Source organism: Streptomyces sp. NPDC002125 (genome assembly GCF_053593715.1).
Genome location: NZ_JBSFDD010000009.1, coordinates 111,332 through 136,666, shown reverse-complemented (window position 1 = coordinate 136,666; position 25,335 = coordinate 111,332). Strand labels below are relative to the sequence as shown.

Below are 25,335 nucleotides of genomic sequence, written 5' to 3'. Positions count from 1 at the left end.
GTCAGGTCGTCATCGCTGCGATGGGGGTTGACGGTCCGCCGCGGTTCTCGCTGGCACTCACTGGACCGATGCGGCCGTAGACGGCAGCGACGGCCCGGAGGTGCGGGATCTCTTCCGCGAGGTCGTCTCCGGCGCCGAAGGGGAACGGAGCCGGAAGGCCAGCCTCCCGCTCGGCCAGTTCGATCTTGGCACCCCGGATCCAGTAGGCCTCGGCGGTGATGTCCGCGTCGCTGCCCTGCGCTCCGTCCAGTTCGGCCTGCCGCCGGGCCCAGTCGACAAGGCCTTCCGGGGCATGCCGGCGAAGCTCGTAGATCACATCGCGGATCTCAGTGACATAGCGGCCAAGGCGCCGGGTCGGGGAGTCGTCGTGACCGAAGAGGTCGCGCAGCCTGTTCACCGGCGCGCTGAGCTTGGTGTTGCCCAGGAGCTGGCTCGGACGGTGCCGTACGACCTGCGGCGCGGTAAGCGCCAGGTCACGCCACAGGGGGTGAAGGTCCCGAAGGGAGCGCAGCGTCCGGTACCTGACGCCGGCCGCATGCGAAGCCGGGGCAATCGCACCCAGGCCGTAGAGGAGGAACGTCGCGTACAGGATCGCGTCGGTCACGGCTTCCTGCTTGATGGCGAAGCTGTCGGAGACCGGGTGGACCGTGATCAGGATCAGGTAGCCGATGCGCAGGACGGCGTACAGCACGGCCAGGACCATGGAGACGGACATCATGCGCAGCCCGATCTTCAGCGAGCGCATCGGCGCCTGTGACACCGCCCCGCCCCACTGGACCGCACAGACCGCCGCGGCCGCCGCGGTGTAGAGGTAGAAGAGGCCCATGTACACCGCGAGTTCCGGCTCGCCGGCGTGCCGGGCCAGGAAGAAGACGGTCGAGGTGTCGGGATCATCGAGGCCGATGAGGAAGACGGCCGCCATGACCCCCACGGTGACGAGAGACGCGCGCGTGGCCACGCGGTGGACAAGGGCGGAGATCCGCACCGATCGGCGGACTCTGGCGGCATCGTCAGCAGTGCGGTAGACGGCCGTGACGTACTTGAGGAGGACGCAGATGCCCAGGATGGCCAGGACGTGCTTGACGAGGTAGGCGAGGTCCGGCACACCGAAGCTGTTGAGCAGGTTGCGCCCCGGCTCGGTCCTTGCGAGCCAGGACGCGGCAAGGGCAGCGAAGGCGCCCCAGAGCGACCTCTCGCGCACGCGACCCCGTAGTGCGGACTTGGCTCTCAGTACGGCCTGCACGAGCAGCAGGCCCGCGATGACGTACGCGAGCGCGTCAGACATTGTGATCCCCTCGTAGGGTGCTTGTTGCGTTGCCGCAGGGATAGGCGAAATCCGCCGCCAGGCGTCGGGCGGTCGTGTCTTCGATGTAGGTGTCGAAGGAGGCTGCTTCGTTGATCCGGGCGGCGGCGGCTTCTGTGCGCACTTCTCGGTATGACTCGTACCGGCGGCGGGCGGCGACCTGGTTCCGTCCGATGAGCCGGTCAACGAGGGCTGACGGAAGGCCCGCCACGAGGTCGTCCATTTCGCCCTCGGTCACACCGTCTGCGTCGTCGGCCCAGAGATGGACCAGCTCGTGCAGGATGATCTGCTGCCGGTGATAGGCCGAGGTGCTGTCCACGTGCAGGATCACGTCCAGCGCCTTGTTCTGGTGCTTGAGCCATAGGCCGCACACGCCGCTGCTGCCCAGGAGGTGGTCGGGGACTGGCATGAGGATGATCCGCCGGCCTCTGGCCGCCTCGATGTTTGAGATGAGCTGGTCCAGGTCAAACGGAACCGGGATGGGCATCGAGTCGACGATCTCGGAGACGTCGCGGCGCAGGGTCCGCCGCCGCTGCCAAGCAGTGCGCCAGGAGGAGAAGACAGAAGGGCGAGCGGGTCTGCGCGGAACTCGCAGTCGGCGGACCTTGCTGTCCGCCTCTGCCTGTGCTGTGTCCTGGGCTATGTCTGCCGACTGGCTGGAGCCGTCGTTGCGCGACATTCCGCTGCTTCCCCCTTGATCATCGAGACGGGTCTCGAACCCTGCGGCGTCACGATGACGCCGATAGGTCGGACAGCCCTTCCTGTGCTGTCCTCGGCAGGACGCAGGTCAATCCCGGCACGTCCTTGTCCGCGGCGGTGGACACCTGCGGCAGCCATGCCGATGAGCCCCGTCTCCCACCGGCACAGCAACCGCCCCCGGCCGGATCATTGGCACGCCCAATTCGGATCTGTTCCGACTGGCGGCAGCAGTGCAACTCGCCCTGCAGGATGGAGGATTGACCGCGAACTGCTCATCCCCGTCGACACGCGGCACACGGAAAAGCCCTGCGCCACGGCTCGCGGCGTAAGACCTCACGGCGCCAGCCCCTCGATCCATCTCAGTTGATCAGGCCGGTATGAACGTATGCGTATGCCCGTGGCATAGTCAACTGAGATGGATCGCCCCCGACGCCGAGAAGGACTGCATGCCCCCCGCGAACCCGCGACCCCAGCCGGAAGAGCCGACTGAGGCAAATGACGCCTGTGACGAAGGTCTCTCACTGGCCGACAAGCTGAACCAGCTCTTCGAAGTCGTACACCCGAAGAACCGCGGCCCCTACACCAATGACGAAGTCGCCGCAGCCCTTAAAGAGCAGGGCGGCTCCACGATATCCGGCACCTATCTATGGCAGTTGCGAACCGGACGGCGCGACAACCCGACGCGACGCCACTACGAGGCTATCGCGGAGTTCTTCAAGGTACCGCCGGCGTACTTCTTCGATGATGATCTTGCACGCCGATACGGCGAACAGTTGAAGCGTCTACAAAAGCTCCAGCATTCCGGCGTAGAACGCGTAGCCCTGCGCGCCGTCGGCCTCTCACCCAAGAGCATGGACACGCTGATGACCATGATCGACAGGGTGCGGGAACTCGAGGGGCTGCCTGACGAGCCCGACGAGCCGGTTCTCTAGTGTGTCTGACCAGCACCCATGACCAGCCCGGGAGGATTAGTTGATGCAGGAACAAAGGCGGGCCAGCGAAGGCTTCGTCCGCGGCCTCCGCCTCCCGCCTGCCCCCAGCATCCGTGACCTGGCACCCGAGATCGAGCGGCGCACAGGTCGCGCAGTCGAGCTGCAGCCCGCCGAATTGGACTGGTCCGCCCCATGCGGCATGTGGGTCGCCACGAAGAGTCGGCACATTGTCTTCTTCGATCCGCGAACCACGCTGGCTCACCAGGATCACATCATCGCCCATGAATTCGCTCACATGCTGAGGAATCATAAGGGTGGAGTGAGTATCGGCGGCGAGACCGTCGGGGGACTTCTTCCGGATCTCGACCCTGAACTGATCCAGATGGTGCTCGGTCGGACCCAGTACGACGAAAAGGACGAGATGGAAGCCGAACTCGACGGCTCATATCTCCAAGCCCACATCCACGCATCCCAGCGTCGCGTAATTTCCCAACGCGGCGAATCGGAAGTGGACCGACGCGTAGCGCGCACATTTCTGCGCGGAAGAAAGTAAGGCCCGTGAAGGACATACTTCACCCCATCTGCTTGGTGATCGCGAGTTTGGGGTTTCTTTTCCTGCTCCGGGACCTGAAACAGAACAGGCGAGAATCATCTCTCGTGCTTCTAAGCCTGGTGTATCTGTCGTCCGCTCTGAGCTTCGCGATATCCATAACACCAATCTGGATTCGCATCGACAGCACCTTGGGGATCACCAACATCGCGGTTCCGCTCGCCCAAAGCTGCGTGATCCTGGTGCTGGTGTTCCAGACCAGCGTGCTGGCTCACTGGGCCCTGCCGGCCCAGAAGGCACGTCGTCGGACCCGCCTCTTCGGCGCCGCCGGTGTCGGGGTCATCGTCGGCTTGTTCACTCTGTTCGCCTTCCTGACGCCGGCTGTGCAGCGGACCTCCGACTTCGCCACCTACTACGTCCACGATCCGGCTTACAAGGCCTACCTCGCGCTCTACATGGCCGCGTACACGACCGCGGAGGTCTACCTTGGGGTTGTCTGCTGGCGACACGCACGCCAGGCCGGCAACGTCTGGGTCGTCCGCGGGCTGCGGACCATCACGACCGGCGCTGTCGTGATCATGGGCTACTGCGCCATCAGGATCGGCGGAATCCTCGGCGACTCGTTCGGCTTCAGTGTCGCCCGATTCAAGGACATCGCCTGGTTCTGCGGAGATGTAGGTGCGCTGCTCACCTTGATCGGATACTTCCTTCCGACCCTCATGGGGCGGATTGAGGGCCTTCGCGGCTGGTCGCGTGATCAATACGCCTTGTGGCGCCTTCAGCCCCTCTGGCGAGCACTTCATGCTGCCGCACCCACGATCGCCCTAATGCCCGCTCCGTCGCAGATGCAGGAGCTTGTGCGGTTCCGTTCGGTGAGCTTCCTTCTATACCGACGAGTAACTGAGATTCGTGACGGGATGATCGAACTTCGGCCCTACCTGGACCCGCAAGTTCGAGCCAAGGCCGAAACCCGACTTCGGGGGCAAGGACTTCAGGATCCCGAACTTGCGGCTGCGGTGACTGCCGAGCAAATCAGCCAGGCTATTTCCAGCCTCACGCGTGGCCAGGACTACACCGAGCCGGCCGAGTACGCCGACGCACGACTTTCGATTGCCACGACACAAGAGGACATGCAGGCCCAACTGCGCATCGCCGCACACTTCACTCCGCCTGCCGAATCAACTTCACCAGCACAGCACCCGGCACGCTCCGCCAGCCGGGCGGGAGACGAACAGTGATCAGACGTACCTTCCTCGCCGGCACCGCAGCAGCCGTGGCCGTAAGCGCCTCGATGCCCAGCGCTGCCCATGCCGTAGTTCCGCCCCGCACCCAGGACAAGGACGACCGAAGGGCCGCATCCATGACCACCGCTCCCCACCTGCGCCCCGCCCACGAGCAGGTGGCGGCCCTCACCAGCCGAAAGATCTCCAGCCGACAGCTCCTGGAGCTGCAGCTGAAGCACATCGAAGCGGCCAACCCAGGGGTCAACGCGATCGTCACCCTGGATGTCGAGCGCGCGAGGAAGGAAGCCGACAGCGCCGACCGGCACATCGCGCGTACGGGCAAACCGCTCGGACCCTTGCACGGCCTTCCCCTCACGGTGAAGGACGCCCTCGAAACCGCCGGCATGCGGACCACATGCGGCGCACCCGACCTGAAGGACCACGTTCCCGACCAGGACGCGGACGCCGTCGCCCGGCTTCGTGAAGCGGGCGCGATCATCATCGGGAAGACCAACACCCCGGCGTACTGCCAGGACATCCAGACCTCCAACGCCCTCTTCGGCACCACCAAGAACCCGCACGCTCCCGGCCGGACCGCAGGTGGTTCCTCCGGCGGCCCGGCGGCCGCCGTCGCCGCAGGCCTCACGAGCGCTGAGGTCGGCAGCGATCTCGCCGGGTCGCTACGGCTCCCCGCCGCCTACTGCGGTGTCTACACCCTGCGCCCGAGCTACGGGCTGATCTCCACCCGCGGCCACATTCCCCGGCTGCCCGGCTGGCTCACTTCGAGTGACATGACCACGCTCGGTCCGCTCGCGCGGACACCGGCCGACCTCGCTCTCCTCCTGGACGTCCTCGCCGGGCCGGCACCGGCAGACGCCCCGGCCTGGCGGGTAGAGCTGCCCGGCCCCCGCTTGTCCCGGCTACGGGACTACCGGGTCGGCATCTGGGCCGACGACGACCACTGCCGTGTCGATGCGGCCACCCGGGACCTGATGAACACCGTGACGGGACTCGTACGCTCCTCCGGGGCTCAGGTCGACGTCACCACGCGGCCCGTCAGCATGCCGGAGTCCGACCGGGCCTTCACGAACCTGATGTACGCCACGTCAACCGCCACCACCCCGGACACCGTGTTCCAGGGCGAAGTGGACCAGGCGGACAAGCTCGCCCCCGGCGACACCTCTCCCGGAGCCTTCTACCTGCGGGCACGCACGCAGCGCCATCGCGACTGGCTGATCGCCAATGAGGCCCGCGAGAAGCTGCGCCAGCGCTGGGCCCAGTACTTCACCCAGCACGACATCCTGATCACGCCGGCCACACCGACAGCGGCTGTCGAAGACCAGACGTCCATCCCAGTGCAGCAGCGGTCCATCACCGTCGACGGAGCGAAGCGCAGCTACTACGACCAGACGACCTGGCTGAACCTGACCAGCCAGGTACGCCTCCCGTCAGCGATCGTCCCCGCCGGGCGGACGACCGACGGGGTGCCACTGAGCATTCAGATTGTCGGGCCGTACCTCGCCGACCGCACGGTCATTGCTGTGGCAGCACACTTGGCACAGCTACTGCCGAAGCCCCTGAGCCCTGCTGAACTGCGAAAGCAGTAGAGCCGTGCCAGGGCCCCTCGGCTGAGGTGCTCTGGCACTTTCCAGCAGCTCGGTATGTGGTGCACGCCGTCAGTGCAGCCTCACGCACCTGGGAGCGGACAGTCCAGCAGCTCCTCGATGGTGCCGTGCTCGGCGAGGAGCTGCTCGGCTTGCTGGAGCAGGACGGTGTCGCCGAGTTCGCTCAAGTGCACTCCGTCGCTCCACAAGGCGGCCGGGTCGTCCATCAGCCGGGCGACGGTGGTGAACGGGGTCCACACGTCCAGGAACAACGTGCCGTGCGCGGCGGCCGCCGCGCGGGCGGCCTCGTTGTAGCGGCCCAGCTCCGCGTTCATCGCTGTGACAGTGGCCGGATCCTCGATCGGGCCGAACGGGGTCTCGGAGACGACGACGATCCGGCGGGAGTATCCGCTGAGCTGGTCAAGCATGCCGGTCAGGTGCCGGGCGTACTCCGCGATGCCGACCGCTTCGGCCATGCGGCCTTGGAAGCCGCGCCAGACGTCGTTGATGCCACAGCCGAGGAACACCAAATCGTAGTTGGAGCCGGTTGTGGACCGGTCGGCTTCGATGATGCCCGCAATGTCGCGGCTGGTGGCCCCGCCCTGCCCGTGGTTGCGGACGTCGAAAGCGATGTGCGGCCAGGCGGCGCGCAGAGACAGGGCCAAGCGGTGCACCCAGCCGCGCTGGGCCCAGCGTTCGACCGTGACCCTGGAGCCGATCTCGGGCAAGTTCGCCTGGGCAGTCATCTGCGTGTTGACGGCCTCAAGGTGTTCCATGATCGAGGTGCCGAAGAATCCGACGGTCAGGGCGTGGCGAACTTTCCCCAGCCTGTGGTGACCGTCGGAGCCGGTCACCACAGGCTCAGCGCTTCCAAGACATGCGCGGCGGGTTCCAGGGGCGCGGAAGGGATGGTCGTGAGGATGTCGTTGGGGACGACGGCCTTGCTATCGAGCCTGATCATCTCGCGCCACCGCAGGACCTCCGGCCACAGCGCTGCCCAGGCTGGGCGCAGTTCTTCGACCGGGATGCTTTCGAGTCGGCGGCCGTCAATCAGGAGCCGGGCTGCTGTCTTAGCACCGATGCCACGGACGCCGCTGATGTTGTCCGCGGGGTCGCCCATCAGGGCGCGGAAGTCGGGCCACTGCTCGGCAAGGACCCCGTAACGGGGACGAATGTGCTCACCGGCCGTGTAACGGCGGCCCTGAGCGAGGGCGGTGTTCAGCAGACGCACACCAGGGTCGACCAAGAGCTGGATGTAGTCCTTGTCGGTGGTCATGATGTCGACCGCGCGGCCTTCGGCGCGAGCGATCGTGGTCAGGGTGGCGATGACGTCGTCCGCCTCACAGCCGTCTTGCTCAACCCACTGGACTCCCTTGTGGTCGAGAGCGTTCTTGACTAAGGCAAGAGACTCGACCAGGCCCGCCTCCGGGGCTGGTCGCTGGGCCTTGTAGTCGCTGTCATGTCTGGCGCGGGCCTGGGAACCGTCCTCGGAGTCGAAGACCAGGACGATCTCGAATCCATCGGCGTGTTGGGCTTGGGCCTTGCGCAGCAGCGCCAGGAAGCCGAAGACGCCGGTGCGGTCGATCGCGCTGTCGCGGCTCATGATGCGCGCGGCGAACCCGTGCCAGGCACGGTAGAGGAGATAGTGACCGTCAACAAGGAGCAGTGGTGTGGTCACGACTTGGCCTCCAGGCGGATGGTACGTAGCTGGGGGTGCCTGTGACCGCGGCGTACGGGCATCCGTTGCCGGATGACCACGAAGTCTAGCCCCAGGTCAGAAGTGAGGTCGCCGATCGGGCCATGCCGGGCGGGGGTGCTGTGCATCGGCTGCATCCCTGTACAGGTCGGGGCGAATAGGTGGGGTCAGACGTCCAGGAGCCCGAGCAGCGCGCCTTGCCCGGGCTGGAGCACATGCGCGGTCTCCGGCGGGATCCAGAAGCACTCGAACCGTGTCGACTCGCCGTGCCTGTCGTGGTCCTCCTCGCTCGGCCACCGCTCGGGCGGCGGCTGATTCACCCGCCCTCTGAGCCGGACGCGAGGGTGATCTGCATCCAGGGCACGGCGTTCTCGCGGAAGGAGTGCCCGAGGGGCTCGATGCCGCTCTGGTCGGTGAGGCTGAAGCCAGTAACCATGACCATGTTGGACTCATCGGCCACGGATACGAGGTGTGTTCCGCAGTCGGGACAGAACCCTCGTCGCAGGGTCGGGTAGGTCGCATACCACTTCGGTTCGCCCGCGGGCCCGGTCCAGATCAGGGAGTCCAGGGGGAAGCCAACCCACAGCACCGCTGGCCCGCCGGAGATCCGCGTCTCATGGATACATGAACACAAATGCGGATCATCTGGCACACCGGTGACCTGGTAGGAGATCTGGCCGCACTGGCAGTGTCCCGTTCGAACCGGCGGTGGAGCATCCGATGCGGTTCGTGTGGCCGGCAGGGGCCGAGCGGCCACAGCGGGCGTGCCCAGGGCGGGTGATGTGTTGCTCATGCGAGTCCTCGCTTCGCGATGGGCCGGGGATCTACGAGGTGGTGAGGGCGGTCGCGTCCGGCAGTTCGGTGAGGGGTTGCCGCGCGGCGCGGGGGATTCCGAGCCGTGCTCGGGCCTGGTGGACGGCGGCGAGCTGGTCGGCCGCCGGGGGGCCCCAGTCGAAGAGCTCCAGGGTCTGCTCGGGTGTGGCCAGGACCCGGATGTGGGTGCGGCCGGTGGCCGGGTCGACGGGTGGCGGGCCGAGACGGGTGAGGGGTGCGGCGTAGCGGAGGCGGGCGTACGGCTTGCCGGGGTCGGAGAGGTGGCCGAGGAACAGCGGTTCGCCGAACTCGGCCGCGGCTTCCTCCCGTACCTCCCGGCGCAGGGTGACGAGCGGGTTGCCGCGGTCCGGGGGTTCGGGGGTGCCGCCGGGCAGGCAGGCCGCGCCGGTGTCCGGTTCCAGCAGCACCAAGGCTCGGCCGTCGGGGCCAAGGAGCCACCCCCAGGCCTGGACCACCGAAAGTTGCTCCGGTGCGGGGCCGGCGTGGAAGGGGAGGTGGTGTTGGGCGCGTTCGGTGCGAAGGGCGCCGGCCCGGTCCAGGACGGTGGGGGCGATCGGGAGGCCGTTCTCCAGCAGGGCGGGGCCGGCGGAGTTGATGCGGGCGCGCAGGGCGGACAGGGCCCGGCGGGCGTCGCCGGGGGACATCAGGTCCGGGAGCCGGGCGGGTTCGACGAACTCGACGGACGTGATCTCGCGGTCGGGCAGCTGGACTGCGGCGATCTGCTCGTCGTTCCACGTGCCGCCGTCGTAGACGTGGAGGATCTCGCCAGGGAAGCGCATGTCGGCGGGCGCGTTGAGGCTGCCGGCGCTGACCCAGTCCACGGCGAGCCCACGGTCGACGGCCATGGTGACGCCGAGCTCCTCGCGCAGTTCGCGCGCGGCCCCCTGGGCCGGGGCCTCGTTCGCGTCGACGGCGCCGCCCGGCAGGAGGCAGGTCGTGCGGTAGTCGACGCGCTGGATCAGGACCCGGCCGCGCTCGTCGGTGATGAGCACGGACGTTCCGGCCCACAGGGCTGCTGAGGCGCGTAAGGCTCCGTACTCCGCGTCGGTCATCGACGTGCCGGGCGGAGCGTCAGGGGAGGGTGTGGTGGTCATCTCGTCTCCGGTCGGGCGGGCGGGACTCTGTGGGCGGTGGGCCGGTCAGGCGACGAGCTGGTGCGGGTCGCCCGGCGCGGGACCGGCGGAGAGCCGGGTGAACTGCTCGGTGCTGATGATCTCGTCGCGTTCCGGTTCGGGCAGGCGGGCGAGCAGGCCGGGTAGGGGGCGCGGGCGGGCGGCCTCACTGCGGTGGGCGCAGATCGCGGCCCACTTCACCGCGGCCCAGGGTGAGACGTCGACGGTCGTGGTCGCGTACGTGTCCGGTACCGCGAGGAGCGTCTTGCCCACGCTCTGAAGGAGGGGGCCGAGCCGGCCCATCCCAGATGCGGAGTGCGTGGCCGCGTACAGCGCGGCGGGCTGCCAGGGCTCCCCGGCGTCGGGGTACAGGTGCGGCAGGGCGGCGGCCCCGACGGCGAGGAGGGTGATCTGGTGGGCGCGACGGTGGTCCGGGTGGCCCGTGAGTTGGCCCAGGGCGTCGTGGCCGACCACGATGTCGGGCCGGAACTCGCGGATGTGCGCTACCAGGAGGCCGACGGCTTCATCGAGGGGCGCGTCGACAAGGCGTACGCCGCCGCCGGGCGTGGAGGCGGGGTTGCGGGCGTCAGCGTAGCCGAGCAGCCGTGGTGAGCCGGCCCCGAGAACTGTGAGAGCGTCGGCGAGTTCGGGGGCACGGTGGCTCGTCGGCGCCCAGGTGACGGTGACGACGGCGGTGCGGGCGCCGGCGGCGTGGTGCTGTGCGAGCACACCGCCAGCCAGCAGACTCTCATCGTCGGGATGGGCGAATACCCCCATCAGCGAGGGCAACAGCTGGTTCATGGCGAAGAGAACTCCTCGTAGGGGCGGACGGGACAAAGAGGTCAGATGATGGGTGGCCGCCCGGCGGCCGTGAGCCGGTAGACGGTCCGCCAGCTCATCGGCCGCCGCCGCTGCATACGCCGGGTCCTCCACCCTTCGCTCATGCCGCGCAGCGTCTGGCCCAGTCCGCCGCCGCGCACGGCCCGGGCCAGGGTGATCGTGGTCCACACGCTCAGATAGACGGGGAGGAGCGGGGCGGGGAGGTTGCGGTAGGCGATCCAGATCCTGTTGCGGGCGGCGAGCCGGTGATACAGCGCGTGGCGGGCGGGGTCGGTGAGCGGGTGGTGCATGTGGATGTCGGCCGCGTACCAGCCGCTCCAGCCCGCGGCGTACAGCCGCCAGGCCAGGTCGAACCCCTCGTGGTACAGGAACAGCGTGCTCTCCCAGCCGGCCGCCGCGTCGAAGGCGTCCCGTCGGATCAGGACGACGCCCTCGGTCATTGAGGTGACCCGCCCCGGGCGTCCGGGGGCCGAGGCGCGCAGCCGGGGCACCCAGCGGCGCGGCGTCGTCGCGTCGTCCGGGCCGGTGAGCCGTGGCTGTACCCAGGCCGCGTCGGGATGCCGCTCTGCCTCGGTGACGAGCCGGGCGAGGACGTCGGCGGCGGGAAAGCTGGCGTCGTTGTCGAGGAAGAACAGCCAATCGGCGGTGTCTCCCGCCGTGCGCAGCGCCTCGGCTCCGGCGTTCCGGCCGCCGGGAATGCCGACGTTCGCTGGCAGGCACACTGTGAGCGCGCCGGGCGGTACGACTTCGGGGCGGCAGCCGTTGCCGACCACGACCACCCTGACGTCGACACCGCGCTGTGCGAGGAGCGTCGCCTGTGCAGCGGACTCTTCGGCCGGGCGGTCGTTCATCGAGGGCACGACCACGTTGACGCGTGGGTAGGGCAAGGGTTCCTCCAGGCCGGTGGGGCGCCGTTGTGGTCAGGGTGTGGGGATGGGGGCACCGATGAGGTGCTCGGCCCTGCAGATGACGAGCGGAGCGAGGTGGGGGTGGACGCCCCGGGAGCAGGCTTGGAGGAGCTGGCCCAGGGTGACGAGTTCACAGGCCCGGCCCGCGGGGGTTTCGAGGACATCCGCGAACTCGTGCCGCACGCCTGCGGCGACGGTCGATACCGGCAGGGAGTAGGCGTGAAGTAGGCCGGGGTCGTATCCGACCGGCGCGATCGCCCCAGCCCTCAGCCAGCTCGTACCGGCGCGGCGCCCGAGCGTGCGTCCCTGCCACCCCCACACCTCCGTGCCCGACGGCGTGAGGTGTAAGGCGCGGACCGCGACCGCGACCGCGAAAGCGCCGCGCATCCGCGTGACGTCCTCGGCAGCTTCCGGGGCGGTGAACACCGGTGCGGTCATGCTCCGTTCCCTCGTTTCTCTTCGTTGTGCTCAACGGACGTGAGCGGGTGCCTGTCACGGCCCGGACCCGCGGGCATAGGCCCCGAGACACCAGCCGCTCCGTGGTCTCGCCGCGCAGGAAACCGGGTCAGAACAGAGCACTCTGCTCTGCCTCCGTGCCCGAGGGTGGCCGTTTGGGCTGCAGTCCAGCCGCCGCGTCCAGTTCGAGGAGCGTGCGCCACCGGCCACCGGCACACCCTTCCTCCAGCAGTCGGGCCAGCACCTGGGCGGTGACCTCGACATCCGGCATCGCCCGGTGCCGTCCGGTCGGCTTGGCGATCCCGTAGTGGCCGAGCAGACTGTCCAGCCCGTACGAGCCGAGCCCGGGCACCACGGCCTTGGCCAGACGCAACGTGTCCAGCAACGGTGTGGCCGCGAGTACGGGACAGTGCTCTGCCTGGCGGGCGATGATCCCGGCTTCCGTGGAGGCGTGATGGGCGACCAACCGGTACGGCGGCGCTGTCAGGCGCGCCTCAAGCCGGGCCATCACCTCGGCTGCCGACGCTGCCGAGGACAGCATCTGCTGGGTAATGCCCTTGAGCTGGACGTCCCTCGCGGTCACAGGCACGTCAGCCGGCGGACGCATCAGCTCCTCGAATCGGCCGACTTCAGCCAGCCGCCGGTCCACGGGGCGCAGTGCCAGCACGGCGACCTCGACCGGCTCGGCGGGTCGCCCCGCCGGGGTAAGGCCCTCGAAGTCGATCACCAGGAGCGTTGTCCCGGCGAAACGCGGATCGCTCATCAGTTCTTTCACAGCGTCCCCTCCTGCCAAGCCGCCGCTAGCCACTTCCCCACAAGGTGTCGGGTGGAGCGGAGCCGGGCCAGCGTGCGGTGGCCGCGTTCCACCAGCTCGGGGTCTCTGTGGGCGGCGCCGTAGGCGATGCCGGAAACAGCGTCCAGGACGGACAAGACCGTGAGCTGGTCCTCTTCCTCGCGGGTGAACGGGCGGCCGTAGCCGTCCATCACGGCCTGGAGGAGGTCGGGGCGACCGTGCCACGCGTCGGACAGCCGCACGAAGTCCCGTACGGCCGGACCGTCTTCCGACCGCTCGAAATCGATCACGCGCAGGGCCTCGGCGGATCCGTCCCAGAGGAGATTGCGCAGCTGGAAGTCACCGTGCGTGGGCACCACGTCCACCCCGGGCAGATCGGCGCCCTTCTCGGCCACGGTGCGGATGAACTCCTCGTCCCCGGGCGCGAGATAGGGCCGGGCTCCGTCCAGGTGCCGCTCCAGCTTCCCCAGGGGCAGCATGCCGCCAGCCGTCCGGGCCGGGGCGCTGGTGTGGATGGCCGCCGCAAGCTGCCCGATCCGGCGGAAGATGAGGCGCTGCTCCTCGGGCGGATACGTGGCACCGTGCAGGGACCGGCCTCCCACCTCGGTGAGCACGACGACCCGCAGCCCCGCATCGGCGGCCACCAGCCGGGGCGCGGCCGCGCCGAGCCCGCCGACCCAGCCGCGGAGCGCGGCGACTTCGCGGTCGTGGAAGCGGTCGTTCTGGTGGATCTTGACGTACCAGGTGCCGCCCTCGGCGCCGCGCACCCGCCATACACGGCTCTCTGCACGGGCCCAGGAGACATCGCTCCAGGTCGTGATCCGGCCCACCGCCTGTTCGACGAAGGCGCGCACCGCGTCCTCCGGTACGGCCCTGCGGTCGGTGTGGCCGGGAACCAGGGCGAGGCGGTCGGCAGCCGGGTCGTAGGCGATCGCATCGCCGGGTTCCTGGAAGTGCAGCGCGACCGGCGCGCCGGCCCGGTAGGCATCGATTCCGGCGCGGCAGTAGGCGATCATCGGCTCCGGGAGCCCGTCGAGCTCGAACCATCCGATCGCGTCGCACTTGTCCTTCTCCACGACCCGCGGGGTGCCGCTCCAGCGGCGGACCTCGAAGAAAAGCCCGACCCTCGCCTGACCGCCCGGCGGCCGGTGGTGCACCGTGACCGCCGCCCGCACGTCCGCCGCCTCCACGACGAGACCGGTCTCCTCCAGCGTTTCGCGTACCACGGCATCGACGACGGTCTCGAGCTCCACATGGCCCGACGGCGCGTGCCACAGCCCGCTCGCGTACACGTCGCCGGCCCGCCGGGACAGCAGAACTTCCGGGCCCCGATCTCCGTCACGGACGGCGAGCAGGTGCACGTCTACCGGCACGGTGTGCCGCCCGCCGCTCACGCCTTGCCTCCTGGACGTCGGGCCAGCAGCACGGTGAACACCGCTTCCTCAACGAGGCCGGTGTGTTCGCTGTGCCGTTCCAGCAGCTCCAGGGCTTCGGCTTCAAAGCGGTCGTGGCGGTCGCCGAAGAGGTCCGGGCGGGCGAAGCTCGTGCTGCGCAGGTAGCCGAGGACCTGAGTCGGCGCCCAGACACGGCGGACAGGGAAGCGGCGCTCGGTGACCTGGCTGAACGCCGACGCGGCGAGGTCGTCCTCGTACCGCCGGCCCGGTCCGGCATACACGCCGCCCGTGCCCGCGCGGCGCTCCTTGCCCAGGTAGGACTGGATCAGCTGCTTGAGCGCGGCCGTCCAGTCCGCCCGGTAGGTCCACAGGCTGCCGTCCCCCATGATCGCCACCGTGGCCCCGGGAGTGGTGACACGGTGGACCATCTTCAGGACAGGGGACCGCTCCATCCAGTGAAAGGACCGCGCGCAGGTGACCAGGGCCGCCCGGTAGCCGTCGAACGGGGGCATGAAGTCTTCGGCCGCCACCGGGTGGAAGCCGGCCCGACGGCCGGCCAGAAGGTGTTCAAGAGTAGCGGCGGCCTGACGGAGCATGTCCTGGTCCGGGTCGACCAGGTCCACGCGGTTGATCTGGGGAACGGCCGGGAGTAGAGCGGCAGGCACCTGGCCCGTGCCGGAGCCGAGGTCGAGGAGGGCTGGGCGGCCGGCGTCCCGCATCGTGTCGGCGAGGAGCGAGACTGCCTCCGGCGGGATGCCGGGGCGGTGGCGGGCGTAGTGCGCCGCCGTCGACGTGAACAGCCCCGTGGGCTCGTTGCGCGGCGGGGTGCTCACGCGTCCTCCAGCAGTTCCCGCAGTGCAGCGGCGTCGGCCTGCAGCTGCGCCTCGTCCTGGCGCCCGTTGTCGAGGTCCTCCCAGGGCAGCGGCCCGCCCGGCGCCGGGTCGGTGTCACCGGCGTACCGGGGGCAGATGTGGCTGTGCAGATGGGGTACGACGTTGCCGTACGTGGAGAAGTTCAGCTTGACCGGCTCGTAGAAGGCCGTCAGGGCCCTGCCGAGCGTGAGGGTGTCGTGCCAGTAGGCGGCCGCGTCGGCTTCGGACAGGTCGGTCGGCTCTGCCACGTGCGGGGTACCGCGGTGGATGAGCACGCAGTAGCCGCGCAGGCGTCCGCTTCTCCACAGGTAGGCGTTGGCCACCTCGCCGCGGCGGAGCAGGACACCCCACCCGATGTCGTCCGCGGCGTAGTCGTTCGCGCACATGGGACAGCCGTCGCCAGCACGGTGGCGGAGGAAGGTCTCGGGCCAGCCGCCCGGCACGGCGGGGCTGACGGCTTGGGGGTGAACGTTCGGTGGCTGGGGCACCCGTAACTCCTCGTTGCTATACGGCTGGTGGGGTGGTGCGGTGCGGCCTGTCAGAGGTAGCCGTGCTGGTAGGCGAAGGCGACGTCGCGTAGCAGCAAGTCGGTCAGGACACCGTCGGCCGTGAGCCGGTCGACCATGCCGGTGCGCCGACGGCCCGTCGCCGTGTGGAGGTCAAGAGCCATGAGCGGGGTACTTCCCGGGAGTGGGCGCAGCAGCGGGCATGGTGGTCAGGCGGCGGACTGGCGAGGCCCACAGCAGTGCTGCAGGCACGAGGGAGAGCAAGGTCCCGGCGATCAGGGCGGCATGTACGGAGGAGGCGGCGGCGATGGCGCCGGCCGTGAGGGCGGCGGCCGGGCGCAATCCGGTGACCAGCCAGACGGAGGTCTGCTGCGCGCGGGACTGCAGCTCGGGAGGGCACAGTTGCTGGCGCAGGGACCGTTGTGTCGTGCCCGCGGCGACCGCGGCCGCCGTCCTGAGCGCGCCGGCGGCCGCGATCACGCCGAGCCACACCGGTTCCGGCCGGGCGACGAGAAGGGGCACGCCGCACACGGCGTAGGCGAGGAACCCGGTCAGCATCACGCGTGCCGGCCCGAACCGGTCCACGAGACGGGTGGCGGCCACTGCCCCCGCGAGGCCGCCGGCGGCGGCTACGCCCATGACCTGGCCGAGACCGGTGCTGCCGGAGTCCAGGCGGGTGAGCAGCGTGTACGCGAAGTACGTCGTGACGATCCCGTCGGCATACGCGTTGCCGGCGAGCGAGAGCACCAGGGGACGCTGTATCGGATCGCGCATCACGTAGCGAACCCCTTCGCGGATCGCGGCGCCCATCCTCACGGGCCGGTCAGCCGCCCGGCGTGCCGCGCTGGGCCGGATCCGGGAGGCGCACCAGGCGCTGACCAGGTACGAGACGGAGTCCAGCCACAGGGCGCGGCCCGCACCGAGGAGGCCCACGACGAGGGTGCCGCCGTAGGTACCGGCCGTGTCCGCAAGGGAGAAGGCGCCGGCGATCCGCGCGTTCGCCGGATGCATGTGGTCGCGGTCGACGATCTCGGGCACGATGGCGATCGACGCGGCCTGGTGCAGCACGGTCAGTGCCCCCAGCAGCAGGGCGACCGCGTAGAGCACGGGCACGGACAGGACGCCCACGGCCCAGCAGACCGGCACCACGGACACCACCACGGCTGCGGCGAGATCCGTACCGATCATGATCTTCTTCTTCGGGTGCCGGTCGCCGGCCACCCCGGCGGGCAGCGCGAGAACGAACGCGGGGACCGTCGCCGCGGCGGCCAGCAGCGACACCTGGCCGGGGGAGGCGTCCAGCTCCAGCACCGCGATCACCGGCAGCGCCACGCCGTGGACCGATGACCCCGCGAGGGTCACCGCCTCGCCGACCCAGTAAGCGCGAAAGGACCTGTTGGCGCGCAGGGGAACGGCGGCCGTGCCTTCCGCGGCCGTTTCATGGACGGTGCTGGTGGGCGTCACGATCGGCTCCGCCCCGGTCGGCGGGCCAGGGTGTGCACGAGGTGGCCCAGGTCCCGGTAGGGGCTCCGCGAGGACGCGGCCCACTCCAGCTCCAGTGCCGCTGCGTAGGCGGCCGGATCCGGAGCCCAGGTGTCGTCGAAGTGGTCATGGAAGATCCGCACGCCCTGCCACGGCTGCGGACTCAGCCCGTGCTCGGCGGCGAGCCGGTCGAGGGCGTCGGGGTCGTCACCGCGGGTTTCCCGGCCGAGATTGCCCACGCTCCGGTCCGCTTGGGACACGATGAGCCGGCAAGCGGTCTCGGAGTCTCCGGCGAGAGCCTCGCGTACGCCGACGGCCCGGCGGTTCTTGGCGAGGATGCTCAGCAGGCCGCCCGGCGCGACCAGCCCAGCCAGACGGGCGACCGCCTCACCGGGATCGTCCAGGTACATCAGCACACCGTGGCAGCACACCCCGTCGAACGGCTCCCCGTCCAAGGACAGGGAGTCGAAGCCGGCGTTGACGAGTTGGACGCGGTCGGCGAGCTCGGGCCGGGCCGCGAGACGGTCGGCCGCGGCCGCCAGCATGGTGGCGGCCGGATCGACGCCGGTCACCCGGTGGCCGGCGGCGGCGAGGCGCAGCGTCATCTCGCCGTTCCCGCAGCCGACGTCCAGAATCCGAGCGGGCGCGGCCGGCAGCTCGGCGAGAAGCCGCCGTTCCACCAGGTCGTGACGTAGGCGGCCCCGCGCGCTGTCGGAGTGGACGGCGTACGCAGCGCCCACGGAGTCGAATCCGGTCACCGCGTCCATCCCAGTTCCGTGTAGACGCGTCCGGCCCGAATGCCCTCGATCGCAGCGCGCGTGTAGGGGACGACCTGCTCGGGAAGGTCCTTGACGTTCCACCACTCCCACTGGACGCACTTGTCCGGCTCCCGCAGTTCCGGTTCCCCCTCCCAGCGGAGGGCGCGGAAGAAGAGCTGGACGCGGGGCGGGTCCGTGGGCTGGTCCCTCATGTGCACGGTGTGGACGAGCTCGACGTCGGCCGGTTCGATGACCAGTCCCGCCTCCTCGTACGCCTCCCGCACGAGGCACGCGGTCGCGGCCTCCGCCTCGCAGTGGCCCGCCAGCACGTGCCAGGAGCCGCCCGCGTACGCCGAGTCGGGATGCCGCAGGCCCAGCAGGACCTGCCCGCCGCGCTCCAGGTAGAGGTGGACACCGACCACGTTCAGCACGGTCCCGGACGGCGCCTCCGTCCGTGCGGTCCCTGCGGGCGCCACCGGACCGTCGGTGGGCAGGGGGTGATCGGAGGCGTGCTGCTCCAGCAGTTCCCGGGTCGAGGGCAGCATCGTCATGTACGGGAACTTCTCGGGCCGCACCCAGGCGAGCATCACGCCCTCGGTGAGGGGCAGACGGGCCGGGTCGCCGTTCCACAGGCCGGTGAACAGCTGGATCTGAACCCTTGTGCCGTTGGTGCCGGTGACGTGCTCGACCGCGTACGGCTCCAGGTCCAGGGCCGTCAGGCCGGCCTCCTCGCGCAGCTCCCGACGGACCGTGTCGAGCAGGGTAAGGTCCTGCAGCTCCCGGCCGCCGCCGAGCAGCGACCAGCACCCGGGCTCCCAGATCCACGGCTTGTTGGCGTCCCGCAAGTGCAGCAAGTACCGGCCCTGGCCGTCGTGGATGATCGCGGAGGCGTTCACCGCAACGATCACCCCGTCCAGAGCCGAGCCGGCGAGTTTCTCGCGCAGCGTCGGGGAGGACACTTCGTCGAACGGCAGCCACGCCGATCCCGTGACCTCCTCGGCCTGCAGCGCGAGCTCGGGCGCACCGTCGGCGAGGTAGAAGACGAAGCGCACGTCGTAGTGCCGGTGGGCTGCTTCGCCTCGTGCCGGGTTGGGGTCGATGTCGTGGACGTCGATGTCGATCGGCTCGTCTTGGAGCTCGGGCGTCAGGACGAGAGCCGAGGCGGGGATCCCGGTCTCCTCCTTGACCTCGCGCAGGGCCGCGGCCAGGAGGGTGTCGTCGTCCGCCTCGACGTGTCCGCCTGGGGCGAGCAGCAGTCCTCCGCTCGCCTTGTGGCGGATGTGCAGGACCCGCCGGTGCCGGTCGATCACGACGGCGCTGCACGTGATGTGGGCAGGAAGGGTGGTGCGGCTGGTCGGCTCGGCGGCGGCGTCCAGCGCCGCCAGCAGGCCGGCCAGGGCGTCCCGTTCGCCGGGATGCCGGTCGAGGTAGGCGGTGACCACGGTACGGATGTGAGAAGAAGAGGGCGGCATCAGGACCTCGGCGCTGAGGGGACGGGTGTGCTCAGGCTCTGGTTGAGCCGGGCACGGGGGCAGGGGAGGGTTGGCGGTCAGCGAGGGGACGGGGCGTGGCGGTCAGCGGTCCTGGGAGAGCTCCAGCAGCTCGGCAAAAGTGCCGCCGGCGTGCACGAGGTCGTCGTACCTGCCCTGTTCGGTGATCCGGCCGTCCTCCATCACGACGATGTGGTCAGCGATCTTGGTGTTCTCCAGGCGGTGCGTGACCATAATCGTGATGCGGTCCGCGGCGATGGCCTTGATCTGCTCGAAGATCTGGTGCTCGCCGCGGGGGTCCATCTGGGAGGTGGGCTCGTCGAGGATCAGCAGCCCCGGGCGCCTGTACAGGGCCCTTGAACAGGCGATGCGCTGCCACTGACCGCCGGAGAGTTCCGAGCCGCCGAAGACGTCGCGGGCCAGGAGGGTGTCGAGACCGGCGGGCAGGTCCTCGACGGCCTCGCGCAGGCCCACCGCGTCGACGGCCTCCCACACGGGGGCGTCGTCGTGGGTGCGGGGCTGGCCGAGGGTGACGTTCTCACGGACCCGCAGCGGCCACTGGGCGAAGATCTGAGGCACCAGGCCGGTGTTCGCCCACACCGTGGCCGGGTCCATCGCGGCCAGGTCGGTGCCGTTCCACGTGACCGTTCCCTTGTCGGGCAGGTAGATCCCGGTCAGCAGCCGGGTGAGCGTCGACTTCCCCGACCCGTTCGCCCCGACGATCGCGAGGATCTGCCCACGCCGCAGCGCGAGCGAGACACCGTTCACGGCCGGCTTGTCCTTACCCGGGTACTGGTAGACGACCTCCTCGAGCCGGATCTCCTCGGTCGGTGCGGCATGCGCGTGGGGGCCGCGCTTGGGGGCGCGGGCGGCGGCATCGTCGAGAAAAGCCTGCATGTCACTGAGGTACAGGCTGGTGTGGAAGACGGCGGCGCCGTTGATGACCACCTGGGACAGCGCGGCGAGCGTGGTCTGCACGGCGATGACCGCTGTGGCCGCGACCGCGAGCTCGACACGGCCGGAGACCGCCAGCCACGCCAGCGCGCCCCAAGTCGCGACGAGGAAGACACCGCCGGCCAGCGCGGAGAGCAGGGCGATCCGCAGGGTCCGCGGTGCGGCGGCCAGGGTGCGCCGGTCGCACCGGTCTGACAGGGCCCGGTACCAGTAGATGAGGTAGTCGGTCATCGAGTTGGCACGGACCTCGTCGCCGTACTTCGACTCGGTCGCCCACCAGCGCATCATGCCGCGCACGTTGCGGTCGGCGATGTTGGCGTAGTGGATCTCGTAGTCGACCCGGGCGGTCAGAACGGCGCCCACGCCGGCGGGCAGCACCGCGAGCAGGAGCGGCGGCAGCATCCACGGGTTCAGCACCGACAGCACGCCGCCCGCAGTGACCATGCGGATCAGCGCGGACACCAGCCGCTGCGCGTCGGTGACCATGACGTGCGTACGGATCACCCCCATCTCGGCCGCCTCATGCCGGTCCGAGAAGCCGTCCTCCGCGTAGGCCGAGGCCTCCACCCGGCACACCGCCTCGACCAGCGCAGTGTCCGTCTCCGTGGTCAGCCGCGGAGTGATCCGCCGCTCGGCGTACGCGGCGACCGCTCCCGCCGCGCGTGCCAGCGCGGCGGCCAGCGCCACCACCAGCAGTGCCGGCAGGGCGCCGCGCAGCCGCTCGCCGGCGGTGCCGTCCCCAAGGACCGGTGCCATGGCGCGGGCCGTGGCGGCCAGCAGTACGGCGGCAGAGACGCCTGTGACCACCTGGCAGCCGAGCAGGAGCTGCACGGCCCGCTGGTCGGTCCGCCACGACAGCCGCGCGATCCGGCCCAGGACGGCCGGGATCTGGGCGCACATCCGCCGGAAAGAGACCTCGGCGAGCGGGTTGACGGAGTACTGCCCGCTGTACGTGATCTCCGCTGGCGGGGGCGGCAGAGGCACGGTCTCCTGCTGTTCGTTCGTTGCGGCCGAGCTCAAGGCGGGTCCCCCTAAACGGTCGTCCAGCATCATCGTGAGGTTCAACGACCACGCCGAGATATCGAACTGGTGTATTTGAGTCGCTTCGGATTTCCCGAGATAGAGCGGCCGGAGCCACATGGAGAATGCACGGACCCAATCCCCGCAACAGGTCTATGGAACGGAACCGTTGGCCGAATCGCCGAGGGTGGTGTTCGCCGCCTAGCGAAGGCGAAGTCGCTGGCAGTGGCCTTGAATGTCGTGAACGATCGTGCGGGCACGTGGGTGTACTGCACTGTGCCGGTCAAGGAAGAAGGCAAGATCGCGTAGCAACATGACGCTTCGGGTGGATGCAACGGTCGGCAACCGGGTGAGGGCGGTCTCGGCTGCGTCGACGGCGGTGTCGAGATTCCCAAGCTGGGCTTGAGCCAGGCTGTAGAGGGCTCCGTGGCGTAGGGCGGAGCGTTGATGGTCTCCCCCCAGCGGTGTCTGCGCCCTGGCCTGTAAGAGCTCGGATGCCCGGGGCAACACGATCAACGGGTCAGCGGTGCGCTTGGCGGCGAGAATGACCAGGCCGCGTCCGGCGATGGCGTCAAGTTCGGTTCGGTCGGCGTGGCCAGCCCAGGAGGGGGCTTCGGCTTGAAGATCTACTTGTTCGAAGAAGCGGTTACTGTCGTCGATCGATGCCTCGAAGGCGTCCAGTTCCCGGGCGCTGGCGTGGGCGATTCCCTTCCGGGCGGCGACGAGCGCTCGCACACTCGGCGCGGCGTGCGCGGCTGCCTCAGTGGCTGTTGCAGCGAGTTGGACGGCATCGGCGGCCTGTCCGTAGTCAGCCGCTTGCCCTGACATGCGAGCGAGGATGCTTGCGACGAGGGCTTGATCGCCTGCGGCATGGGCGGCTCGCAAGGCCATGAGGTAGAGGCGCTGGGAAATGCCAGCAGCGAGTTCGTCATGGTGCATGGAGGCCAGGGTCTGGCAGACCTGAGCCAGGGATCGGGCCAGGTGGGCACCGGCTTCGGGGGAGTAGTCACCTTCTTGGAGCAGCTTCACAATGATCGGGACGGACATGCCGATGGTCTGCCTGGCCGAGCTGCCTTCCCGGTCGTCAGCGGCCTGCGCGGAGGCGACCAGGCTGTCCACGATCCGCAGTGCGGATGGAGGGACCGCGGTGGTCGGCTTGCGTGGGGCGATGAGACGGGGAGTCGGGGCTGCGAGAGACTGCCAGGCAAGCGTTGTCAGTACGGTTCCTGTGGCGGCCAGCACCACACGGCGGGCGGGCACCGTGTCCAGTTCCTGCAGCAGATTGTGCAGGCCGGTGATGTCCCAGGGTTGATCGAGCCCCTCGTGTGCGCGGATCACTTCGGTGACGGTAGTCGGACCGCGATGCACCCAGACGTCATCAAAGGTGAGATCCCTACCCAAAGCAGTCGATAACGCTCGGACGACGAGAGCCGGCACGGGGCCACTCGGGACGTGCCCACGCAGCCACTTGTATGGGGTGGTGCGGTGGATCACGCGGCGGCTGCCGGCCTGGTGGAGTAGCCGGTTCACGCGGTCGGCAAGAACACCGACGCTGTCCCATCCGGTCTCGGCTATCAGCTGTCCGAGCCGGTGATTGGGTGAGAGCTCTTTTGACCGAGCCATGGGGAGAGTCCTTCAACACGATGGCGCATCAGAGAGTGACGGAGAATGTACATCGCGTGGCTAATTGTCCCGGGGTAGTTCCGGGGAAGTGGCTCGATCATCCCGGCCCTAGACGGCACCGGGGAGGGGCCGCAGCGGGTTGCACAGGTTGCACAGCATCGAGCTCTAGCGACTAAGCAGACGTGCGCAGCACCCTCAAAGGGCTCTATCAGCAGTCGGGTTGACGGCCATTCAGGTCCCTCTCGCACCGGTGGCCTCCTACTGCTCTCCGCCTGTCCAAGAGGAGCCTCATGACCGTCATCGTCGGCTTGAACATGAGCCACGACAGCGCCGCGGCGCTCATCGTGGACGGACAACTTCGCGGGGCCTTAGCCCTGGAACGCACCACCGGTGTGAAGCGCGGCGTCGTCGCCCACCACGCCTACCCCGCCGCTATGGCCCGCCTCATCGACGCCATCCTCGCTGACCAGGACCTCGGCCGACGGGACGTCGATCACTGGATCGCGACCTCCACCGAGACCCGCAGCCAGGGCGAGGAGAACGGGCTGCTGGAGAGCCTCGGACTGCTCACGGACCCGGGATCGGCGCTCGCACTGCCCCACCCCGGGCACCACCTCGCCCATGCCAGCGCCGCGTTTTACTGCAGCACCGCAGACCGTCCGGCTGCCGCGCTTGTCATCGACGCCTACGGTTCACGTATCGGCCAGAACGCCCGCGAGCAGGAGAGCGCGTTCCTCTTCCAGCCGGCGGGTGAGCCGAGGCTGCTGTGGCGAATGGTGCGCCCCTCCAGCCGGATCGCCGGTCGCCGCCGGGACGGTGCACTGTGGATCCCGACCGACCTGTCCGGCATCGGAGAGGTCTACCGGGCTGTCACGCTCGCTCTCGGCTTCGCCGAGCCTGGGTCCACCTACGACGACGCCGGCAAGACGATGGGCCTGGCCAGCTACGGCAAGCCCCTGTCGAAAGAGCCTCTCTTCATCCACATCGACGGGGACCAGATCCGGTTTGACGGAGCCGCCGACCACCTCGCCGACCTCGGCTTCGCCACCCGGACCACCGACGGCTACCTGCTGCGCCCCTCACACAGCGGGAGTGGATTCGGCCACCAGCACTTCGACCTGGCCGCTCAGCTCCAGGGGGAGTTCGAGGCCGCCTGTCTGGCGCTGGCCGCCCGGACCATGCAGGAGGCAGGCACCCGCCGCCTCGTGCTGGCCGGCGGCTGCTTCCTCAACAGTGCCCTGAACACACGCATCGCCTCCGAGCTGCAGCCCGAGGATCTGTTCGTCTTCCCCGCTGCGACTGACGATGGCAACGCCGTCGGCGCCGCCCTGTATGCCGACCGAGTCCTGCTCGGCCGCGCCGCCCCCGCACTCACCTCGCGGATGCCCCACGTCTACCTCGGACCGTCTCAGGTCACCGGCCAGCAGGACACCATCCAGGCCCTCGCGCAGAAGACCGGGCTGGATCCCGTGACCCACGCTGACGAGCGCAGCGCCGCCGAAGCGGCGGCCGCCGCCGTCGCGCGCGGAGAAATCGTCGGCTGGTTCCAGGACCGCGCCGAGCTTGGCCCGCGAGCTCTGGGAGCCCGCTCAATCCTGTGTCACCCGGGGATCGCCGGGATGAAGGATCGGCTGAACGCCCGGGTCAAGTTCCGCGAGGGCTTCCGGCCGTTCGCTGCCTCGGTCCTCCATGAACAGGCAACGCAGTGGTTCGACCTGCCCTCCCACGACAGCCCGTTCATGCTCCTGGTCTGCCCCGTTCGGCCCGACAAGGCGCCGCAGGTGCGGGAGATCACCCACGTTGACGGCACCTGCCGCCTGCAGACCGTGGCCGCGGACCTGCCCGGCGGCTTCCGGGCGCTCATCACGGAGTTCGAGCGGCTCACCGGCATCCCGATGGTGCTGAACACCAGCTTCAACGTCCGGGGCAAGCCGATCGTCGAGGACCCCGCGGAGGCGATCGACTGCCTGTTCGGCAGCCAGCTCGACCGGCTGTTCATCGGCACGACCGAGATCCCCGCCCCCGATCGCCTCGATCTGCGCCCAGTCCGTACACCGGGGGCCAGCACCACAGGTCTCGATCCGGACGAGGAGCTCCTGCTCGACCTGGCCACTGGCGAGCGCCCGCTTCGGGAGGCCGCCGAGCATCTCGGCTGGCAGCCGGACCGGGCAGTCACGATGGCGCTCGACCTGCGCCGACGGGCGCTGCTGGACTGGGACGCCATCCCTGCCTACACGGCCCCGGAACTGCCGATGGCACAGTACGACCCCCACCACGGAGGCTGAC

25 protein-coding genes are annotated in these 25,335 nt (G+C 69.4%); 5 read left to right on the top strand and 20 right to left on the bottom strand.

Going from position 1 to position 25,335, the window contains the following annotated elements:
• Nucleotide 1: 1 nt before the first annotated feature.
• Entirely contained in the window at nucleotides 2–1,285 is a 1,284-nt protein-coding gene (locus ACWCQM_RS17900; protein ID WP_411098934.1) for an MAB_1171c family putative transporter, read from the bottom strand.
• Nucleotides 1,278–1,982 carry a hypothetical protein gene (locus ACWCQM_RS17895; RefSeq protein WP_411098933.1) on the bottom strand — a complete coding sequence of 235 codons (705 nt, stop codon included), beginning with the start codon at nucleotides 1,980–1,982 and terminating at the stop codon, nucleotides 1,278–1,280. The genes ACWCQM_RS17900 and ACWCQM_RS17895 overlap by 8 nt, the downstream gene beginning before the upstream one ends.
• 466 nt (nucleotides 1,983–2,448) lie before the next feature.
• Here ACWCQM_RS17895 and ACWCQM_RS17890 point away from each other — a divergent pair, with 466 nt between their 5' ends.
• Genes ACWCQM_RS17890 through ACWCQM_RS17875 form a run of 4 tightly spaced genes read left to right on the top strand, consistent with a single transcriptional unit; the run spans nucleotide 2,449 to nucleotide 6,314 of the window.
• Nucleotides 2,449–2,934: an XRE family transcriptional regulator gene (locus ACWCQM_RS17890; RefSeq protein ID WP_396318516.1), complete on the top strand. Its 486-nt coding sequence runs from the start codon at nucleotides 2,449–2,451 to the stop codon at nucleotides 2,932–2,934.
• A gap of 40 nt (nucleotides 2,935–2,974) precedes the next feature.
• On the top strand, nucleotides 2,975–3,487 hold the full coding sequence (locus ACWCQM_RS17885; RefSeq protein ID WP_450916198.1) for a hypothetical protein: 513 nt from the start codon (nucleotides 2,975–2,977) through the stop codon (nucleotides 3,485–3,487).
• A 5-nt stretch (nucleotides 3,488–3,492) separates the two neighbouring features.
• Complete coding sequence (locus tag ACWCQM_RS17880; protein WP_332757160.1) at nucleotides 3,493–4,722, top strand: MAB_1171c family putative transporter; 1,230 nt, start codon at nucleotides 3,493–3,495, stop codon at nucleotides 4,720–4,722.
• A complete protein-coding gene (locus ACWCQM_RS17875) occupies nucleotides 4,719–6,314 on the top strand; it encodes an amidase (protein ID WP_450916197.1) in 1,596 nt (531 codons plus the stop codon). The genes ACWCQM_RS17880 and ACWCQM_RS17875 overlap by 4 nt, the downstream gene beginning before the upstream one ends.
• Before the next feature lie 80 nt (nucleotides 6,315–6,394).
• Here ACWCQM_RS17875 and ACWCQM_RS17870 read toward each other — a convergent pair whose 3' ends face one another.
• The 18 genes from ACWCQM_RS17870 to ACWCQM_RS17785 all read right to left on the bottom strand — a co-directional run bounded on the left by ACWCQM_RS17870 (nucleotide 6,395) and on the right by ACWCQM_RS17785 (nucleotide 23,049).
• Entirely contained in the window at nucleotides 6,395–7,165 is a 771-nt protein-coding gene (locus ACWCQM_RS17870; RefSeq protein ID WP_450916196.1) for an SGNH/GDSL hydrolase family protein, read from the bottom strand.
• Nucleotides 7,162–7,989 carry a 5'-3' exonuclease H3TH domain-containing protein gene (locus ACWCQM_RS17865; RefSeq protein WP_450916195.1) on the bottom strand — a complete coding sequence of 276 codons (828 nt, stop codon included), beginning with the start codon at nucleotides 7,987–7,989 and terminating at the stop codon, nucleotides 7,162–7,164. The genes ACWCQM_RS17870 and ACWCQM_RS17865 overlap by 4 nt, the downstream gene beginning before the upstream one ends.
• 185 nt (nucleotides 7,990–8,174) lie before the next feature.
• Nucleotides 8,175–8,327 carry a hypothetical protein gene (locus ACWCQM_RS17860; RefSeq protein ID WP_450916194.1) on the bottom strand — a complete coding sequence of 51 codons (153 nt, stop codon included), beginning with the start codon at nucleotides 8,325–8,327 and terminating at the stop codon, nucleotides 8,175–8,177.
• Entirely contained in the window at nucleotides 8,324–8,800 is a 477-nt protein-coding gene (locus ACWCQM_RS17855) for a GFA family protein (RefSeq protein WP_450916193.1), read from the bottom strand. Before ACWCQM_RS17855 ends, ACWCQM_RS17860 begins: the two co-directional genes overlap by 4 nt.
• 31 nt (nucleotides 8,801–8,831) lie before the next feature.
• Complete coding sequence (locus ACWCQM_RS17850; RefSeq protein WP_450916192.1) at nucleotides 8,832–9,935, bottom strand: NUDIX domain-containing protein; 1,104 nt, start codon at nucleotides 9,933–9,935, stop codon at nucleotides 8,832–8,834.
• Between the two features lie 45 nt (nucleotides 9,936–9,980).
• Nucleotides 9,981–10,754 (bottom strand): PIG-L deacetylase family protein, encoded by a 774-nt coding sequence (locus ACWCQM_RS17845; RefSeq protein ID WP_450916191.1) that lies wholly within the window; start codon nucleotides 10,752–10,754, stop codon nucleotides 9,981–9,983.
• A 41-nt stretch (nucleotides 10,755–10,795) separates the two neighbouring features.
• Entirely contained in the window at nucleotides 10,796–11,680 is an 885-nt protein-coding gene (locus ACWCQM_RS17840; protein WP_450916190.1) for a glycosyltransferase family 2 protein, read from the bottom strand.
• Between the two features lie 33 nt (nucleotides 11,681–11,713).
• Nucleotides 11,714–12,139, bottom strand: coding sequence for a hypothetical protein (locus ACWCQM_RS17835; protein ID WP_450916189.1), 426 nt, complete (start codon nucleotides 12,137–12,139; stop codon nucleotides 11,714–11,716).
• 127 nt (nucleotides 12,140–12,266) lie between these two features.
• Nucleotides 12,267–12,920, bottom strand: a complete 654-nt coding sequence (locus ACWCQM_RS17830; protein WP_450916188.1) for a 3'-5' exonuclease — start codon at nucleotides 12,918–12,920, stop codon at nucleotides 12,267–12,269.
• 8 nt (nucleotides 12,921–12,928) lie between these two features.
• Complete coding sequence (locus tag ACWCQM_RS17825; protein ID WP_450916187.1) at nucleotides 12,929–14,344, bottom strand: phosphotransferase; 1,416 nt, start codon at nucleotides 14,342–14,344, stop codon at nucleotides 12,929–12,931.
• Nucleotides 14,341–15,177: a class I SAM-dependent methyltransferase gene (locus ACWCQM_RS17820; protein WP_450916186.1), complete on the bottom strand. Its 837-nt coding sequence runs from the start codon at nucleotides 15,175–15,177 to the stop codon at nucleotides 14,341–14,343. Before ACWCQM_RS17820 ends, ACWCQM_RS17825 begins: the two co-directional genes overlap by 4 nt.
• Complete coding sequence (locus ACWCQM_RS17815; protein WP_450916185.1) at nucleotides 15,174–15,704, bottom strand: HIT family protein; 531 nt, start codon at nucleotides 15,702–15,704, stop codon at nucleotides 15,174–15,176. Before ACWCQM_RS17815 ends, ACWCQM_RS17820 begins: the two co-directional genes overlap by 4 nt.
• A gap of 50 nt (nucleotides 15,705–15,754) precedes the next feature.
• The gene (locus ACWCQM_RS17810) at nucleotides 15,755–15,886 is read right to left on the bottom strand and encodes a hypothetical protein (RefSeq protein ID WP_450916184.1); all 132 of its coding nucleotides are present in this window, start codon (nucleotides 15,884–15,886) and stop codon (nucleotides 15,755–15,757) included.
• Complete coding sequence (locus ACWCQM_RS17805; protein ID WP_450916183.1) at nucleotides 15,876–17,186, bottom strand: MFS transporter; 1,311 nt, start codon at nucleotides 17,184–17,186, stop codon at nucleotides 15,876–15,878. The genes ACWCQM_RS17810 and ACWCQM_RS17805 overlap by 11 nt, the downstream gene beginning before the upstream one ends.
• Nucleotides 17,183–17,971: a class I SAM-dependent methyltransferase gene (locus tag ACWCQM_RS17800; RefSeq protein WP_450916182.1), complete on the bottom strand. Its 789-nt coding sequence runs from the start codon at nucleotides 17,969–17,971 to the stop codon at nucleotides 17,183–17,185. The genes ACWCQM_RS17805 and ACWCQM_RS17800 overlap by 4 nt, the downstream gene beginning before the upstream one ends.
• A complete protein-coding gene (locus ACWCQM_RS17795) occupies nucleotides 17,959–19,434 on the bottom strand; it encodes an NUDIX domain-containing protein (RefSeq protein WP_450916181.1) in 1,476 nt (491 codons plus the stop codon). Before ACWCQM_RS17795 ends, ACWCQM_RS17800 begins: the two co-directional genes overlap by 13 nt.
• 102 nt (nucleotides 19,435–19,536) lie before the next feature.
• On the bottom strand, nucleotides 19,537–21,426 hold the full coding sequence (locus ACWCQM_RS17790; protein WP_450916180.1) for an ATP-binding cassette domain-containing protein: 1,890 nt from the start codon (nucleotides 21,424–21,426) through the stop codon (nucleotides 19,537–19,539).
• A 201-nt stretch (nucleotides 21,427–21,627) separates the two neighbouring features.
• Nucleotides 21,628–23,049: a hypothetical protein gene (locus tag ACWCQM_RS17785; RefSeq protein WP_450916179.1), complete on the bottom strand. Its 1,422-nt coding sequence runs from the start codon at nucleotides 23,047–23,049 to the stop codon at nucleotides 21,628–21,630.
• Between the two features lie 290 nt (nucleotides 23,050–23,339).
• Between ACWCQM_RS17785 and ACWCQM_RS17780 the strand changes: the two genes are divergently transcribed.
• Complete coding sequence (locus tag ACWCQM_RS17780) at nucleotides 23,340–25,334, top strand: carbamoyltransferase C-terminal domain-containing protein (protein WP_450916178.1); 1,995 nt, start codon at nucleotides 23,340–23,342, stop codon at nucleotides 25,332–25,334.
• The last annotated feature ends 1 nt before the right edge of the window (nucleotide 25,335 follow it).